This window comes from Candidatus Nitrosopumilus sediminis (genome assembly GCF_000299395.1).
In the GTDB taxonomy this organism is placed as follows: Archaea; Thermoproteota; Nitrososphaeria; order Nitrososphaerales; family Nitrosopumilaceae; genus Nitrosopumilus; species Nitrosopumilus sediminis.
This window is the reverse complement of the sequence record NC_018656.1, coordinates 873,646-886,678: the sequence shown is the minus strand read 5'-3', so window position 1 is coordinate 886,678 and position 13,033 is coordinate 873,646. Positions and strand designations below refer to the sequence as shown.

General features: G+C 31.4%; 20 protein-coding genes and 1 pseudogene. 9 read left to right on the top strand and 12 right to left on the bottom strand.

From position 1 onward, the window contains the following. Positions 1 to 4: 4 nt before the first annotated feature. Positions 5 to 529 (bottom strand): deoxycytidylate deaminase, encoded by a 525-nt coding sequence (locus tag NSED_RS05460; protein WP_014965253.1) that lies wholly within the window; start codon positions 527 to 529, stop codon positions 5 to 7. Positions 530 to 733: 204 nt separating this feature from the next. After that, positions 734 to 880: a hypothetical protein gene (locus tag NSED_RS10305; RefSeq protein ID WP_016940314.1), complete on the bottom strand. Its 147-nt coding sequence runs from the start codon at positions 878 to 880 to the stop codon at positions 734 to 736. A 166-nt stretch (positions 881 to 1,046) separates the two neighbouring features. Here NSED_RS10305 and NSED_RS05455 point away from each other — a divergent pair. Further along, positions 1,047 to 2,554: pseudogene (locus NSED_RS05455) on the top strand (DEAD/DEAH box helicase). On the opposite strand, the gene NSED_RS05450 reads toward NSED_RS05455, so the two are convergent. Continuing rightward, positions 2,551 to 2,823: a hypothetical protein gene (locus NSED_RS05450; protein ID WP_014965252.1), complete on the bottom strand. Its 273-nt coding sequence runs from the start codon at positions 2,821 to 2,823 to the stop codon at positions 2,551 to 2,553. The pseudogene NSED_RS05455 and the gene NSED_RS05450 overlap by 4 nt on opposite strands. Before the next feature lie 107 nt (positions 2,824 to 2,930). Here NSED_RS05450 and NSED_RS10300 point away from each other — a divergent pair, with 107 nt between their 5' ends. After that, positions 2,931 to 3,086, top strand: a complete 156-nt coding sequence (locus NSED_RS10300; protein WP_016940315.1) for a hypothetical protein — start codon at positions 2,931 to 2,933, stop codon at positions 3,084 to 3,086. Here the strand turns inward: NSED_RS10300 and NSED_RS05445 are convergent. Together NSED_RS05445 and NSED_RS05440 are read right to left on the bottom strand one after the other, a co-directional pair. Then, positions 3,078 to 3,356, bottom strand: a complete 279-nt coding sequence (locus NSED_RS05445; RefSeq protein WP_014965251.1) for a peptidylprolyl isomerase — start codon at positions 3,354 to 3,356, stop codon at positions 3,078 to 3,080. The genes NSED_RS10300 and NSED_RS05445 overlap by 9 nt on opposite strands. A gap of 531 nt (positions 3,357 to 3,887) precedes the next feature. Beyond that, positions 3,888 to 4,526, bottom strand: coding sequence for a class I SAM-dependent methyltransferase (locus NSED_RS05440; protein ID WP_014965250.1), 639 nt, complete (start codon positions 4,524 to 4,526; stop codon positions 3,888 to 3,890). A gap of 248 nt (positions 4,527 to 4,774) precedes the next feature. Here NSED_RS05440 and NSED_RS10505 point away from each other — a divergent pair, with 248 nt between their 5' ends. Then, entirely contained in the window at positions 4,775 to 4,918 is a 144-nt protein-coding gene (locus NSED_RS10505; protein ID WP_014965249.1) for a hypothetical protein, read from the top strand. Between the two features lie 20 nt (positions 4,919 to 4,938). Here the strand turns inward: NSED_RS10505 and NSED_RS05435 are convergent, their stop codons facing one another. Continuing rightward, positions 4,939 to 5,550, bottom strand: a complete 612-nt coding sequence (locus NSED_RS05435; protein WP_014965248.1) for a helix-turn-helix domain-containing protein — start codon at positions 5,548 to 5,550, stop codon at positions 4,939 to 4,941. A gap of 26 nt (positions 5,551 to 5,576) precedes the next feature. Continuing rightward, positions 5,577 to 6,200: a response regulator gene (locus NSED_RS05430; protein WP_014965247.1), complete on the bottom strand. Its 624-nt coding sequence runs from the start codon at positions 6,198 to 6,200 to the stop codon at positions 5,577 to 5,579. A 161-nt stretch (positions 6,201 to 6,361) separates the two neighbouring features. Here NSED_RS05430 and NSED_RS05425 point away from each other — a divergent pair, with 161 nt between their 5' ends. Continuing rightward, a complete protein-coding gene (locus tag NSED_RS05425) occupies positions 6,362 to 6,565 on the top strand; it encodes a hypothetical protein (RefSeq protein ID WP_014965246.1) in 204 nt (67 codons plus the stop codon). Positions 6,566 to 6,719: 154 nt separating this feature from the next. After that, a complete protein-coding gene (locus NSED_RS05420; protein ID WP_014965245.1) occupies positions 6,720 to 7,085 on the top strand; it encodes a response regulator in 366 nt (121 codons plus the stop codon). Here NSED_RS05420 and NSED_RS05415 read toward each other — a convergent pair. Both NSED_RS05415 and NSED_RS05410 read right to left on the bottom strand, forming a co-directional pair. Beyond that, a complete protein-coding gene (locus tag NSED_RS05415) occupies positions 7,082 to 7,480 on the bottom strand; it encodes a pyridoxamine 5'-phosphate oxidase family protein (protein ID WP_014965244.1) in 399 nt (132 codons plus the stop codon). The genes NSED_RS05420 and NSED_RS05415 overlap by 4 nt on opposite strands. Further along, positions 7,477 to 7,755 carry a hypothetical protein gene (locus tag NSED_RS05410; protein WP_014965243.1) on the bottom strand — a complete coding sequence of 93 codons (279 nt, stop codon included), beginning with the start codon at positions 7,753 to 7,755 and terminating at the stop codon, positions 7,477 to 7,479. Before NSED_RS05410 ends, NSED_RS05415 begins: the two co-directional genes overlap by 4 nt. Positions 7,756 to 7,909: 154 nt before the next feature. Between NSED_RS05410 and NSED_RS10500 the strand changes: the two genes are divergently transcribed. The 3 genes from NSED_RS10500 to NSED_RS05400 all read left to right on the top strand — a co-directional run bounded on the left by NSED_RS10500 (position 7,910) and on the right by NSED_RS05400 (position 9,284). Continuing rightward, positions 7,910 to 8,050, top strand: a complete 141-nt coding sequence (locus NSED_RS10500) for a hypothetical protein (protein ID WP_016940317.1) — start codon at positions 7,910 to 7,912, stop codon at positions 8,048 to 8,050. 574 nt (positions 8,051 to 8,624) lie between these two features. Next, positions 8,625 to 8,792: a hypothetical protein gene (locus NSED_RS10140; protein ID WP_016940319.1), complete on the top strand. Its 168-nt coding sequence runs from the start codon at positions 8,625 to 8,627 to the stop codon at positions 8,790 to 8,792. Between the two features lie 90 nt (positions 8,793 to 8,882). Continuing rightward, positions 8,883 to 9,284, top strand: a complete 402-nt coding sequence (locus tag NSED_RS05400) for a DUF2203 domain-containing protein (protein WP_014965242.1) — start codon at positions 8,883 to 8,885, stop codon at positions 9,282 to 9,284. A gap of 97 nt (positions 9,285 to 9,381) precedes the next feature. Here the strand turns inward: NSED_RS05400 and NSED_RS05395 are convergent, their stop codons facing one another. From NSED_RS05395 to NSED_RS05385, 3 genes are all read right to left on the bottom strand, one after another. After that, positions 9,382 to 10,230: a TrmB family transcriptional regulator gene (locus NSED_RS05395; protein ID WP_014965241.1), complete on the bottom strand. Its 849-nt coding sequence runs from the start codon at positions 10,228 to 10,230 to the stop codon at positions 9,382 to 9,384. Positions 10,231 to 10,425: 195 nt separating this feature from the next. Further along, a complete protein-coding gene (locus NSED_RS05390; RefSeq protein WP_014965240.1) occupies positions 10,426 to 11,493 on the bottom strand; it encodes a DMT family transporter in 1,068 nt (355 codons plus the stop codon). An 80-nt stretch (positions 11,494 to 11,573) separates the two neighbouring features. After that, positions 11,574 to 12,131 carry a hypothetical protein gene (locus NSED_RS05385; protein WP_232212401.1) on the bottom strand — a complete coding sequence of 186 codons (558 nt, stop codon included), beginning with the start codon at positions 12,129 to 12,131 and terminating at the stop codon, positions 11,574 to 11,576. 258 nt (positions 12,132 to 12,389) lie between these two features. Between NSED_RS05385 and NSED_RS05380 the strand changes: the two genes are divergently transcribed. Next, positions 12,390 to 13,010 (top strand): hypothetical protein, encoded by a 621-nt coding sequence (locus NSED_RS05380; RefSeq protein WP_014965238.1) that lies wholly within the window; start codon positions 12,390 to 12,392, stop codon positions 13,008 to 13,010. The last annotated feature ends 23 nt before the right edge of the window (positions 13,011 to 13,033 follow it).

The window sequence follows — 13,033 nt, the reverse complement described above, 5'->3', positions numbered from 1 at the left end:
TTTCTCACTCTGAATTATCGTACTTGCTTACTAGTTCTTTTGCCCATTTTGTAATTCTATTTTTGTCAAGGCTAATAACTTCCACGCCTGCCTCTTCCAACAAATCATAATCTGTTTCAGGATATGCATCAAGACAAACAAATTTTCTAATTCCGATGGTTATTGCCATTTTTGTACATTCTAAACATGGGACAAATGTCGTGTATAGAATTGCACCTTTAATCCCTGCCTCTATTCCTAAAATTGCACAATGCATTATTGCATTTGCTTCTGCATGATTACACAAACATCTGTCTAATGATGCCCCTGATTCAATTTTCCCTTCCATTCTTAATTGGCATCTTTTACATCCTCCTTCAAAACAGTTTTTGATTCCTGGTGGGGTTCCATTATATCCTGTTGCCAACTGTCTGTGGTTTCTAACAATGACTGCGCCTACTTGTCTTGTCATACAATTAGAGCGAAGTTTGGCAAGTTCTGCTTGTAACATAAAATATTCATCCCAGTTAGGTCTGTCAAAAGAACTCATACAAACTCTGTTTGACTGCTCAATATATGGATCACGTTAATAGAAATCTAATTTGCGATCAGATTAAAACTATGTCGCAGATAAATGTCTGGGTTCGCTGAAAACTAGTTTGTATTGAGATGATAAATCCATCTATAATGGTAACAGATATTTTCTAAAACTATTCTTTAAGTCTGATTGCCGTTTATGAGATTTTTATCTCTTTCAAACATCAATTTTAGTTTTAATCTTTTTTTTCTTTTTGTAATTTTCTTTTTTTAAAGCTAATTCTAATTCCAAAATCTGCCTTTCTTCTTTCAGTCTCATTTCTGACTCTTTCTCATTAGTATTTGATTTAGATTTTTTAGACATAAATTATGCCAATTTTCTTTTTTTGAGATTTAAAAATTACTCTAATTAACAATCCTGAATATTTCATGCCTATCTTTTACTGGATTATTTGTGAATTATTGAGTTGTGGATAGTATTTTGTTACGCGAAAGCATAAAATCAATAAATTTCGTTCTTATATTGGCACATGACTGAATTCATCAAAAAAAAATATGTCAAAAATGATTCTATAGAAAAACGTGATTATCAGATAAATCTTGCAAATCAAGCAATTAAAGAAAATTGTATTGTTGTTTTGCCAACTGGTCTTGGAAAAACAGCTGTTGCATTACATGTTATTGCCGAGTATTTGTCAAAAGGAACTGGTGGTATTCTGTTTTTAGCTCCTACTCGAGTTTTAGTCCATCAGCATTATGAATTCTTAAAAAATAATCTTACTTTGGATGATATTTCTATAATTACAGGTGAAGATACGATTCAAAAAAGAGCAAAGTTGTGGAATAATAGTATTGTTTGTGCTACTCCTGAGATTGCTAGAAATGATTTAAATCGTGAAATCATATCTCCAAACCAGTTTAATCTTATAGTGTTTGATGAAGTTCATAGAACTATTGGTGATTATGCCTATTCTGGAATTGCCAAATGGTTTGAAAATGCTCCTGCCCGTATTGTTGGAATGACTGCTACTTTGCCTAGTGAAAAAGAAAAAGCAACTGAAATTTTGACAAGACTAAAAATTTCTAGTGTTGCAGAAAAAACTGAAGATAGTCTTGATGTAAAACCGTACACTCAAGAAACTAATACAGAATGGGTCAATGTTGAACTTCCTCCGGAATTAAAAACAATTCAAACGTTGTTAAAATCTGCATTGGATGAAAGATATGATCAATTAAGAAAAAATGGAATCCGGTTGGCAGAACAACAATCTTTTTCTGCACTTCTTCGAATTAGACAATTTGTATTAAATCAAAATAGACGCTCTGCAAAACCATTGTTTACGGCAATCAGAATTCATTATGCACTAAACATGCTTGAGGCACATGGAGTTACTCCTTTTCTAAAATTTTGTGAACGAACTAAAGCAAAAAAAGGTGTAGGTGTAAAGGATTTGTTTGAGCTTGATCCTAATTTCACAAAAGCAATACAATTGGCAAAAGAAGCACAAGCCCATGGGATCGAGCATTCCAAAATTCCAAAACTGAAAGAAATCCTTGATTCTGTTCCCGGGAAAGCCCTCATTTTTACTAGTTATCGGGACTCGGTTGATTTAATTTACAATAAATTAACTGAATTGGGAATTAGTGCCGGCATCTTAATTGGAAAAGCAGGTGACAAAGGATTAAAACAAAAAAACAGATTGAGACAGTGCAAAATTTTCGGGATGGTCTCTATCAAGTATTGGTTGCTACTCGTGTAGGGGAAGAGGGTTTGGATATTGCTGAAGTAAACCAGGTGATCTTTTATGATAATGTGCCAAGTTCTGTTAGATTCATTCAAAGGCGGGGGAGGACTGGTAGAAAAGATGTTGGTAAACTAGTAGTTTTAATTGCAAAAAATACTATTGATGAAACTTACTATTGGATTGGGAAACGAAAAATGACTGCTGCTAAATCCATGGGTGATAAAATGACTCAAGTATTAGAAAAAAATCAAGAGATTGAATCTCAAAAACAAGGACTGGATGCGTTTCTTTAATTTTTGTATTGCTTGATCATCCTATCAATCACTAATTGTTTTCTTTGAATGATCTTATTTTTCATTCCTGATTCTAAATGATGAATGCTGCTTTTTTTTGCAAGAAGAATATTTTCCAATCTGATATCAAATTGGTTTTGAAGAAAACTCAAAATTCCTGAAAGTCCATCATCCATTTCCAAATTTACAAGTGCTTCTTTTGATAAATTTTCTATAGATTTGTCCAAATAATCTAAAATTTCATCCATTGTTTCATCTGTTAAGACCACGATAGATTTAATTTGATTACTGCAAAAAATGTTGTGTATTTTATTTTGGTTTTTTAGATACTGAAATTGATAAAACCTTTCAAAATCTCCCACTTTAAGATAATTTATTGGTAAACTCTGATAAATCTGAAGAAATGAGAAATCTGATTCAAAAAGAGAAAAAACTTCACAAGGAAATTCATGATGATTTTGAGAAAATTAGTCAGAAAATTAATGATGATTTTGAAAAGATAAAACAATCGAAATTATCTAAATCATCCTAATCTTTTGATAATATGATATCCAAATTCTGTTTTTATTGGCTCTGAAATTTCTCCAACTTGCAGTTTGAATGCTGCGTCTTCAAATGGCTTTACCATCATACCTTTGGTAAAATAACCTAAATTTCCCTCTTTTTTTCCACTTCCTTTGTCTGTTGAAAATTCTTTAGCTAACTTTCCAAATTTTTCACCCTTTTTGATTTTTTCCAAAATTGCTAATGATTCACTTTGTTTTTCAACTAGTATGTGGGCGCACTTTATCTTGATACTCATTTACATTTCTAAACTATTCTACATCTTAATTGTTTGGAGTCTTGAACTAAAACAATAATTTCCTTTGACAGCCTGAATTTAATCACAAATCCCACTTTAACAATAAGCAACTAATCTCAAATCATTCAGGTTTCTTAAGATTGATTTTCCAAAAATGGGAAATTCATTTTATTGTATGTCTTATTCTTGATTTACCTATGTTCTAATATATGATTTTCACATAAAGTATGAGTTTAAGAAATGAGTGAGAGAATTTTATGCCAATACTGTAAACAGTATCTGGCGGGAGAAGGCCACCTACGCCGGCATATCAGAACAATTCATAAATCTGAAAAATAAATTATCATGGAAACAAAATTGAAAAAATATTCGATGGTTTAACAATTAGTAATTATCAAATCATATCTGTCTGAGAATTTATCTGGAGTTTTTTCCTAAATATCTACTCCCAAATTTTTAATGGTAATGGCGCCTACAATAATTACAAAAGAACATTGTCTGCAATGAGAATGGGTATGACTGAAATTGATTTTAGACCTTTGTCCCTACTGAAAGATATAAAAATCCTCCCCAACCTTCACGATAAGAAGTTTTTTCAAAATACTTTTCGATTGATTTCCATGCAGTTCTTTTAAGATATTCTTCATTTGCACCAAATGGTTTTGTAAAGAATATAATTAATGGAGCAAAAATCTTTGCAGGTCCTTGTGACATTTTAAAATCCATGATGGCAAATTTCTTGTTGGGTTTTAGTGCATCATGTCCTTGTTTGATTATTTTATCATATTGAATAGAGTATTGTAGTGCACCTGTTGCAAAAATTCCATCTAATTTTTGGGGAAATTGATATTTAGCAAAATCGCTTTCAACCAATTCAACATTCTTCCATCTCCTTCCATTTACTCGTTTTTTTGCTTGATCAAGCATTTTATCGGTGATGTCAACTCCAATCAGTTTTCCTTCCTCTCCAATTTTATCCAAAATCAAAGAAAAATTCAAACCAGTGCCACATCCAAGCTCGACTACAGTGTCTCCTTTTGACAGTTCCAGTGAATTAACAGTCATTTTCCGATATTTTCCTATTTTAATCCCCAACAATCGGTAGAGTTTTACTGCAAAGTCATAATTATCAGCATATTTTCTGTATGCCTTAATTATAGAACTAGACATGTATCTAATCACGCGTTATTATCTCATAAACAATGATCATGATTTTCAGGGATGACTCTACATTTGAAGTTGAGATAATAAATACAAAAAGACCACAAAATACGAATGCCACATGAGTTAGATGGTGAGTGTATTAGGATAGTTGATTTTACATTATTTCCACAAACGGGAATATTCTATACACTTTGACATGTTTGTAAATAATCAACATGTAAATGCTAAAAATCGTTATTGCCCTCTCAAATCTTATGGCAGAAAGACTCACAATCATGCTAAATAGTGATATTGCAAAAAAACTAAGAGCACTACAAGCAAAAAAAATTAAAGAATCTTCATCGACTGTCAGTTTTTCAAGAATCATAAATGAGGTCCTGGAAAAAGGTTTAAAATAATTCAGTTTTCTTTCGAAAATTTATTTATTATATATTGTCTGGAGAATTGAACTGTTCAAAACAACTTCTGGTGTAAATTGAACATTTACTGTGACTTTATTATTAAAATCGATATTTACATTGTCAAATAATGATTTGTATTTGTTTATAGTTCGTCTATTTTCTGTGAACTCCTGTCCTGACTTGATCAATAACCCTTCTTTTATCAACAAATTGATTTTTCTATACCCTGATGTCTTTGGAATATCCAATTTTTCTAAAATTTCTGAAATGGTCCATGGTTCTCCAATTGAGGCATTGAGGATTTTTGACATTTCATCATCACTGAATGCTTTGATGATTGATTGATTAATTGACGAATTTAATATTGTGAATCTTTTTTCAACTTTGTCTTTATCTGATTTAATGCTGCAAATGCTGTCTAAAAATCTCTTCTCCAGACCTTTTGCACCAGATCCAAAAAATTCTGTTAAAACTGAATCTAATTTTTCAAAGTCTTTAATCGATTCTGTAATTGACATGCCGTATTTTTCAAATAATCTATTCTGTATGCTTTGAAATGTTGTATTGCCAAGATTCTCCTGTATTGTTTTTTCAAATGCTGATGCAAATAATTGGTCAACTTCTGCCATGGCTTTTATTACTTGATACTATGTTATTAGTATCTCATTCCTCCGTCGGTTGATATTTTTGATAATTTACGAATATGGCTGCTGTCGTTCTTTACAGCCAAATTCAAAGCTTTTTCCATTTCCTCTTTTTTTAATTTGATATTTTTTTCATTGTTTTTTACTATTTCACATTCATGTATGATTGGCAGTTTTTTAAAATTTCTATATTGCTCATAGTTTACTACACATGTGTAAAAATCATAATCCTCTTTGAATTTGTATTTGATTTCAAATGGCATTATGGGTGCTGTATCTGTTGAAGAAATCTCTTCTACAACTTGTTTTAGTATGTCCATGTCAAATGGTTTGGATATTATGGGTATTCTTAGCAAGTCAAAAAAATATTTGTTTTCATCATATGGATTTCCTGTCACCACAATTATTTTTGCATTTGGATTTTCATCTTTGATATTTTCTATGGCATAAAGTCCATCATAGTCAGGCATTGACAAATCTGTAAACACGATATCTGGGGTATGTTTTTTATACAATTCAACTGCATCTTTACCGTTGTTCCCTTTTGCCATGACATCAACTTTGATAATATCTAAAAATTCACATATCAAATCTACGATATCTCGTTCATCATCAATGACTATGCAATTAACCATTTGTTGTCCCTTCTCTGATGTCTGACATCCTTTTTAATCATACATTCATACTTTATATGATTATCCTATGGATCAAATCCCATCTTTGGGAAATCATGAAAAATGTATGTCTTCATGTTAAATTACATTTTCATAAATGTTAGAATGTTAAGGAATAATCATTGAAATATCAATTTGATAAAAACCCGTTTGCCCAGTCTGAAATATCTAGATCATTAAAAGAAATTACTAGTTGCCAAAAGTGTCTTTCAAATGATGAACTTTGCTGGTTTCATACAAAATCATTACAATCTAGTATTGTCATTGATGTTCAAAATTGGATAAAAGATTGCAAAATGATTCAGAAAAATGAAGATTCTGAATAGGATTTTGACAAATTCTATTAATCTTGTCGTGTAATGATGGTTTTGAAATGATGAGTTCTATGATGAAATTTAACTGCTGGTTTTAATTTTAAATCTCATAGCTTGTTCAAATGAGCAAACTTGTTTTTATCAATTCTAGTATATTTCATATAATATGAAAATACTTCATGTGGAGGATACTCCTGAAATAAGTAAAATCTTTGCAGATATTTTATCAACTAAAAATTATGATTTTGATAGTATATTGGATGGGCGAGCCGGATTGGAGTTGGCAATATACAAAGAATATGATCTAATTTTACTTGATATGTGTATGCCAAAATATAGCGGCGTTGATTTTCTTTTAGATTTAAAATCAAGAAAGCCTTCGGAGCTATCTAAAGTTGTCATTGTAAGTGGACTCTCGATGAGCTCAATACAAGAACAAGAATTATTAAATTTGGGAATTCGTTCTGTTTTGAGAAAACCTATCTCTGTTCAATCATTGCTTTCACAAGTTGAACCCGAAATAGCATTTTAATCCAAACCCCAACTAATTTTTGTGGTTGGTACTATCTTCAAAAAAGGGGCTTCATTTTCATTCCAGGGATCATCTCTTACCCATTGAAATTTTTTGAAGAATATTTCGTAGATTTTTTTAAATTCTTCTCCATTTTCAATGATTTCTGCTTTACCTTGGATGCATACTGCTTTATGATTGCCTGACTTGTAAATATCGATAACAATACCCACATTACGATTAAATTTGATATTGGTATATGTCCGTGTATCATAATCTGTTGCAATGATTATACTGTTGTTGATTTTTACAAATGAAACCGGCTTGACATGTGGAATGTCATTATGAGATGTTGCAATTCTTGCTTCTTCTAATGAATTTAGAAAATCAATTTCACTTTGTTTGAATTCTATCAATTGAAAATTCGTTCTCTTATTTCTGGAATGTGTTTGTATACGATATCTCTTACTTTAATTTGATCTTCTGTTGTAGGCATCTCTTTTTGTGCACTAAGTATTGCCCCGCTCATACCAAGCGCCATTCCCATGACAATCCCATAAACGAATTCTTTTGGATCTTCTACCTTGAGTGTTTCTTTATTTTGATTAATTTCTTCTAAATATGCTGGAATTGTTGCAACTGCACCGTTAATTGTCTGTAGAATTATTTCTTCTAATTGATCTTCACTCATACTATTTCATTGAAATATTTCTTAATAAATCTGCACCTGAATTTAGGGCCTTGAATTAACTTGACAAGTCACCTCGAAGGCCCTCAAATTTTACTTCAAAACCCTTGCATTTTATTCTAAAATTTTTATGCAATACTAACAAACCAAACAGTGATTGGTTTGCTTCAGATGTGATGGAAAAGGTCAATACAAGAATGAATTTGGTATTATGGAAAAATGTGAGTCCTGTCAAAGAAAGGATATGAGTTTTGAAAAAGTAAATGCTGAACCAGATCCAGATGAAGAAGGATTATAAGAAAAAAGAGTCTTAAACCAAAATCAATAGTTCATTTGACTGCCTAGGAATATGCATATTCTGAATCTAGTGTATTGGGAATTGGAATATCTTTGATTGTATTGATGTATGTTGGAATTCCTCCAAATGTAATTTGGTATAATCTCAAAATTTTAAACTCTTGAAAATTTGTGTCAAAGGAGAGAATGACGTCTCGACGCTCTTTTCTCTCACTTACACTAATCTTGTATAACCAAATTTGTATTTAAGATCGTATACATTTCACAATAACCCTCCCTTTTAGTCTCAAAATATCCTAGATAGTCTCTCATGATCTGTAATATGCTCGGATGTAACTCGGAAGCTTATGCTAATGTGATGTTTTATCACTTTGAATCGGGGAGTTCAAAGGCTATTGTCAGCAGATCATGAGATTTTGAAATTATGCCTGTTGGGTTAGCTAAATTGTTGATTTGTTAGCTAGTTTGCTAGAGGATACTATTATCAAATTGAGTTCTAAACATCACATGATTAAAGCAGTAATGGGAATCGGGATAATCAAGTCGGTTCAAAAACAAAGATGAGACGGCTCAGAATGAAAATGGATCTAGTTCAAGAATATTTGGACAAGTTTCCATCTGGAATGGCCATGGGATTTCAAACATGTGATCACATATTTTCTAAAAACGGTACCATATCATGTGTGAAATGTGGAAAAACCACTACTGACTTGTCCAAATGGGATTTGATAAAGTGGGATTAAATCAATAGTCCAAATTAAAAGAATTTGTGATTTATAGATGTGTCAACATTTGCACCTAAGATTTTTAATCTCTGCTTCTAAGGAATACACATGTTCTCTTTTTTTACCACAAATGAGGCAAATGAAGCATTACCCGATGTGATAAAAAAATTTGAGTATGCTTTAGCAAAAAATAATGAAGTTAAGAAAATAGAGCAAGAATTGCAAATGAGTATGTCGACTACAAATTCCTTTGAATCATATGTGAAAATCAAACAACGTCTAAATTCTGCAATCACCAAATTCTATGAATCTGTTGAAATCTTGGAAAATACGGGCGTTGTTGTCAAAAGTATAGAGCAAGGCCTATTGGATTTTCCCTCAAAACGATTTGAAGAAGAGGTTTGGCTATGCTGGAAATACGGTGAAACTGAAATCAAATTTTGGCATGAAAAAGATTCTGGCTTTATGGGAAGAAAACCTATCGAAGTTAGTGATGATTCACTGGTTTAATAATTTGATTTCATGATCGACTCTAAGATCATTCCAAGATTCAGCTAAATGATGGCAAAATTCATCTCTGCATGTTGTAGAATACCCGCAGCTGCATTTACTCATTGAATACCTCTCCGCCTAATTCTGTTTTTGACCATATGCTATTGAACAACAATGCCTTGGAATAGATTATTGTTTCAGAGTTTGTCCATATGGCTCTCATCTCTTTATTGTTTCCCTCATTTTTAATAAAGAATAACACTTCGTCATCGTCCTTTATCAAAAAGCACAAGTTTTCTTTGACTGATGAACAAAGTTTTTTGATCTTTGTTTTATCTATTTCATCAAATATTCCATTTGATTTTTTTGTTATTGATGTTAATAATTTGTAATCTATTTTTTGCTCTTCTAACGCATCTAGAAAGTTTGCATGATAAAATTTAATGAAATCTTTTTCTGAACCTAAAATCCTGCACTCTTTTTTAGCATTAAGAATCATATCAAAAATTTTACTATTCACTTGATTGCCTCCTTGCAATACTTTGAATTTCTCTTCTCCTTCTTCCTCTTCATTTAATGTGGCTCCTGGAATTTTTTCCCAGATTTCTTCTAATTCTGGTCCTGCTTTTTTGAGTTTGTTTAGACGCTCAGTTTCTGTGCTGATAAGAAGATTTACTGCGTTTTTGATACTCAATGCTGTAAATTGAATTGGATGCTGAAATGATGCTTCTACGATACCTTTGTTTTGTAAGGCCGTTAGTAAGTGGTATGTCTCACTTCTTGGTATGTTGACAGCCTTTGCAATATCTGATGCTGTTTTTGCACCTATCTTGCCTAGATAAAAAAATACCTTGCTTTGGTTTGGTGTTAATCCAAATGAAACTAGTGCATCCCGTACTTGTTCAAAATTATTCTTATCTACTGGGTATGTTCCTAACTGCATAGTGTTTACACTAATTTCCATTAATGGTAATGATCGATGTTTCTCTTAAAAGCCTGATCGTTCAATCGTATACATTTAACTACAAATTACTACATTCGAAAATTTATTATTATTTTAGGACTTTTTTGTGCCTAGAATTTTCTGGTAGGTTGTTAAATCTCCTGCTTTATGTTTTCTTTTCTTTTTAGTTGTGCTCATTTTCAATTAATGAAATGACTAGCCTGCACTAATCCAGCCTTGTAATGCAATTTCATTTTTAATTCTAGTTTCATATGATATTTTTGGTGTTTGCATGGATTGTTTCCTTGTTTTTCTTCTAGGTGTGACATTTGATGTAATCTTGTCTTTTTCTTCTTCATACCCTTCTCCTGCAAGTTTGTTTCGAAGCAAGAAAATACCTGTTAATACTAATCCTAATGAAATAATGTCTATAGTGCTAATTGTTTCTGCAAGAAATACTCCTGAAAAAATTACTCCAAACACAGCTGTTGTGGAGTATAACAACACTGTTCTTACAGTTCCTATCATTTTTAGAGCCATTAAGAAAAATAAGGTTGATAATCCAGTACCTAGAATCGACATTGTAAAAATACCTGGTAATTGAGATATGTCTACATCCATGGGAATTTCAAATACTATGATTAATGAAATTGCCACTCCTGCACAAATGAATGATACTATTTGCGTTACTCTTCTAGCATCAAATTTATCTCCAACATACTTACAAAATGTTATATCTATTGCATACAAAACTCCTGATAAAATTATTAAAAGATCTCCAGTTACAATATGCCCCAAATTAAATCCATGTTGATATAGATCATTACCAATTGGCAATGCCATCATGCCAATAATTATCATTGAAAATGGAATGCATTCTTTTATGTGTAATTTTTCTTTAAACACCATCATTCCTATCACAAGTGCAAAAATTATTTCACTATTGCTAAATATCGATGCATTAATTGCCGTAGCCGTTGATAATCCGTAAAAATAAGTTATCAGCGCTGCTACTTCTGCAATTCCTATCAATCCCATAAACATCCAATCTTTTTTCCCAAATTTGGAAATAGGGTTTGTTTTTTTTGCAAGAGGTGTGAAAAAAATCCCCCCTATAAAATAAATCAAAAATGCCATAACTATTGGATTGATTTCAACCATGTTTTCTGAATTTTCAAGCATGGGTTTTGAAATAACATGAATAAGTGCTGATAATGCTGCCGCTAGAATAATTAGATAATATCCGTACTTTGATTTTTTAAAGGAAACCTTCTCAGAAATCATTCATTCCCATTTTTGGAAATGAGATTATCCTTAATAGCAGTATCTTTAATTTTTTGGAAATTTAGGCACGATTTCCGATCTTATTGAATTTCCTCCGTTTTGACAATCTCAAAGGAAAATCCTTGCTTGTTGTATTCCTCATTGATTATCCTGTGTCCTATTTCATTTAGAATTGTATTCATTTGACCTACGATGAAAAATGGCCAATTTTTCCCTAAATCGTGTTGAATGATAATTTTGTTCTTTCCGTTCACTTCCATTTCTCTGTATTGAACATTCATACTTTGACATCTCTTCTTGAACAAATCTAAGATTGAATCTAGTTCGATATATCCATAAACATAATTTAATGAATTTTTTAGATCAGATGTTCCCGTCGTCTCAGCGATTTTTTCCATTTTATCTTTAGGTATTGAATCAGATAATTCTCTAAATGTTGATCTAAACATTGGAATCCATCCCATCTCTGTTGTCAGTTCATGCCAATTCACTTGTTTGTCTAATAAGTGATTGATGAGTGTGTTAAGACTAATTTTTTGTTCTAAACATTTTTCATGAAGTTTACTGCTTAGATCCGAATCAATTCTTATTGAAACATTATCTGTTTTTTTCAATAATTGCTTTTCCTGTAAAGTCAAAGTTGACTCTCTCCTTGTATTGTTACGTGACTGCTCATTTCTTACAATTGTTTTACAGTATTTCTAGTCATATGGATTAGTATGTTATTTTCAACACATACAACATTGTACAAATAATTACTTTGCATGAATTTGTAATATTTCCGATCGCTTTAGAATGGTTTTAGAAGCACTGATCGATCAAAACCCTATTGAGTAGTTGTTTGTCATAAAAATTAATGTCACATTCTTTATAATCACGTATTCTTAAATCCATACATGGAAAATGGCCTGGATACTCTTTTAGTTCCATCTTTAAGAAAATCTATAGAGGAAAATCTTGGTAATGATACTTTGAATAAAATTGAGCAAAGATTAATGGAACGACATGGTCTTGGGCTAGTTCAAGCAATAAAAAATTTCCATAAATTTGATAGTGTTTTGAGAGAATTTTTTGGTGCTGGTGCTGATGGGTTGGAACAAAAATTCTTACAAAAAGTTGTCAGTGTTGAAAAATCAAAACAAACTGATTCTAATTGGATCCAGATGAAAGATCCTGAATTGGCTCGAATATTTTTGGAATCTTTTGCAGATCAAGATAAAAAAGCAATTCTTGGCTCCGTGATGAATGACTCTTTAATTATTGCAAAAATTTTAGATTCATGTAGAATTCCTCAAACTTCTGGATACCGAAAAATAAATTATCTGATAAATAATGGGTTGTTGGTATCTAATGGATTTGAATTAGCTCATGATGGCAAAAAAGTAAAAAAATATGAAACTATTTTTGATAACGTTAAAGTTGACATAATTAAAAATGATGTTGAAGTTAAAGTTCAACTTAAGACTTCATTACTTGCTAATAGCTCTATTTTACAAACTGTACAAATTAATTCATAATTCAATCTATTTTTAAATTTTAT

Excerpts from the sequence above, each read along its gene's own strand:
- NSED_RS05460 (WP_014965253.1), bottom strand. The coding sequence starts at position 529 with ATGAGTTCTTTTGACAGACCTAACTGGGATGAATATTTTATGTTACAA.
- NSED_RS10305 (WP_016940314.1), bottom strand. The coding sequence starts at position 880 with ATGTCTAAAAAATCTAAATCAAATACTAATGAGAAAGAGTCAGAAATG.
- NSED_RS05445 (WP_014965251.1), bottom strand. The coding sequence starts at position 3,356 with ATGAGTATCAAGATAAAGTGCGCCCACATACTAGTTGAAAAACAAAGT.
- NSED_RS05440 (WP_014965250.1), bottom strand. The coding sequence starts at position 4,526 with ATGTCTAGTTCTATAATTAAGGCATACAGAAAATATGCTGATAATTAT.
- NSED_RS10505 (WP_014965249.1), top strand. The coding sequence starts at position 4,775 with ATGGCAGAAAGACTCACAATCATGCTAAATAGTGATATTGCAAAAAAA.
- NSED_RS05435 (WP_014965248.1), bottom strand. The coding sequence starts at position 5,550 with ATGGCAGAAGTTGACCAATTATTTGCATCAGCATTTGAAAAAACAATA.
- NSED_RS05430 (WP_014965247.1), bottom strand. The coding sequence starts at position 6,200 with ATGGTTAATTGCATAGTCATTGATGATGAACGAGATATCGTAGATTTG.
- NSED_RS05420 (WP_014965245.1), top strand. The coding sequence starts at position 6,720 with ATGAAAATACTTCATGTGGAGGATACTCCTGAAATAAGTAAAATCTTT.
- NSED_RS05410 (WP_014965243.1), bottom strand. The coding sequence starts at position 7,755 with ATGAGTGAAGATCAATTAGAAGAAATAATTCTACAGACAATTAACGGT.
- NSED_RS10140 (WP_016940319.1), top strand. The coding sequence starts at position 8,625 with ATGAAAATGGATCTAGTTCAAGAATATTTGGACAAGTTTCCATCTGGA.
- NSED_RS05400 (WP_014965242.1), top strand. The coding sequence starts at position 8,883 with ATGTTCTCTTTTTTTACCACAAATGAGGCAAATGAAGCATTACCCGAT.
- NSED_RS05395 (WP_014965241.1), bottom strand. The coding sequence starts at position 10,230 with ATGGAAATTAGTGTAAACACTATGCAGTTAGGAACATACCCAGTAGAT.
- NSED_RS05390 (WP_014965240.1), bottom strand. The coding sequence starts at position 11,493 with ATGATTTCTGAGAAGGTTTCCTTTAAAAAATCAAAGTACGGATATTAT.
- NSED_RS05380 (WP_014965238.1), top strand. The coding sequence starts at position 12,390 with ATGGAAAATGGCCTGGATACTCTTTTAGTTCCATCTTTAAGAAAATCT.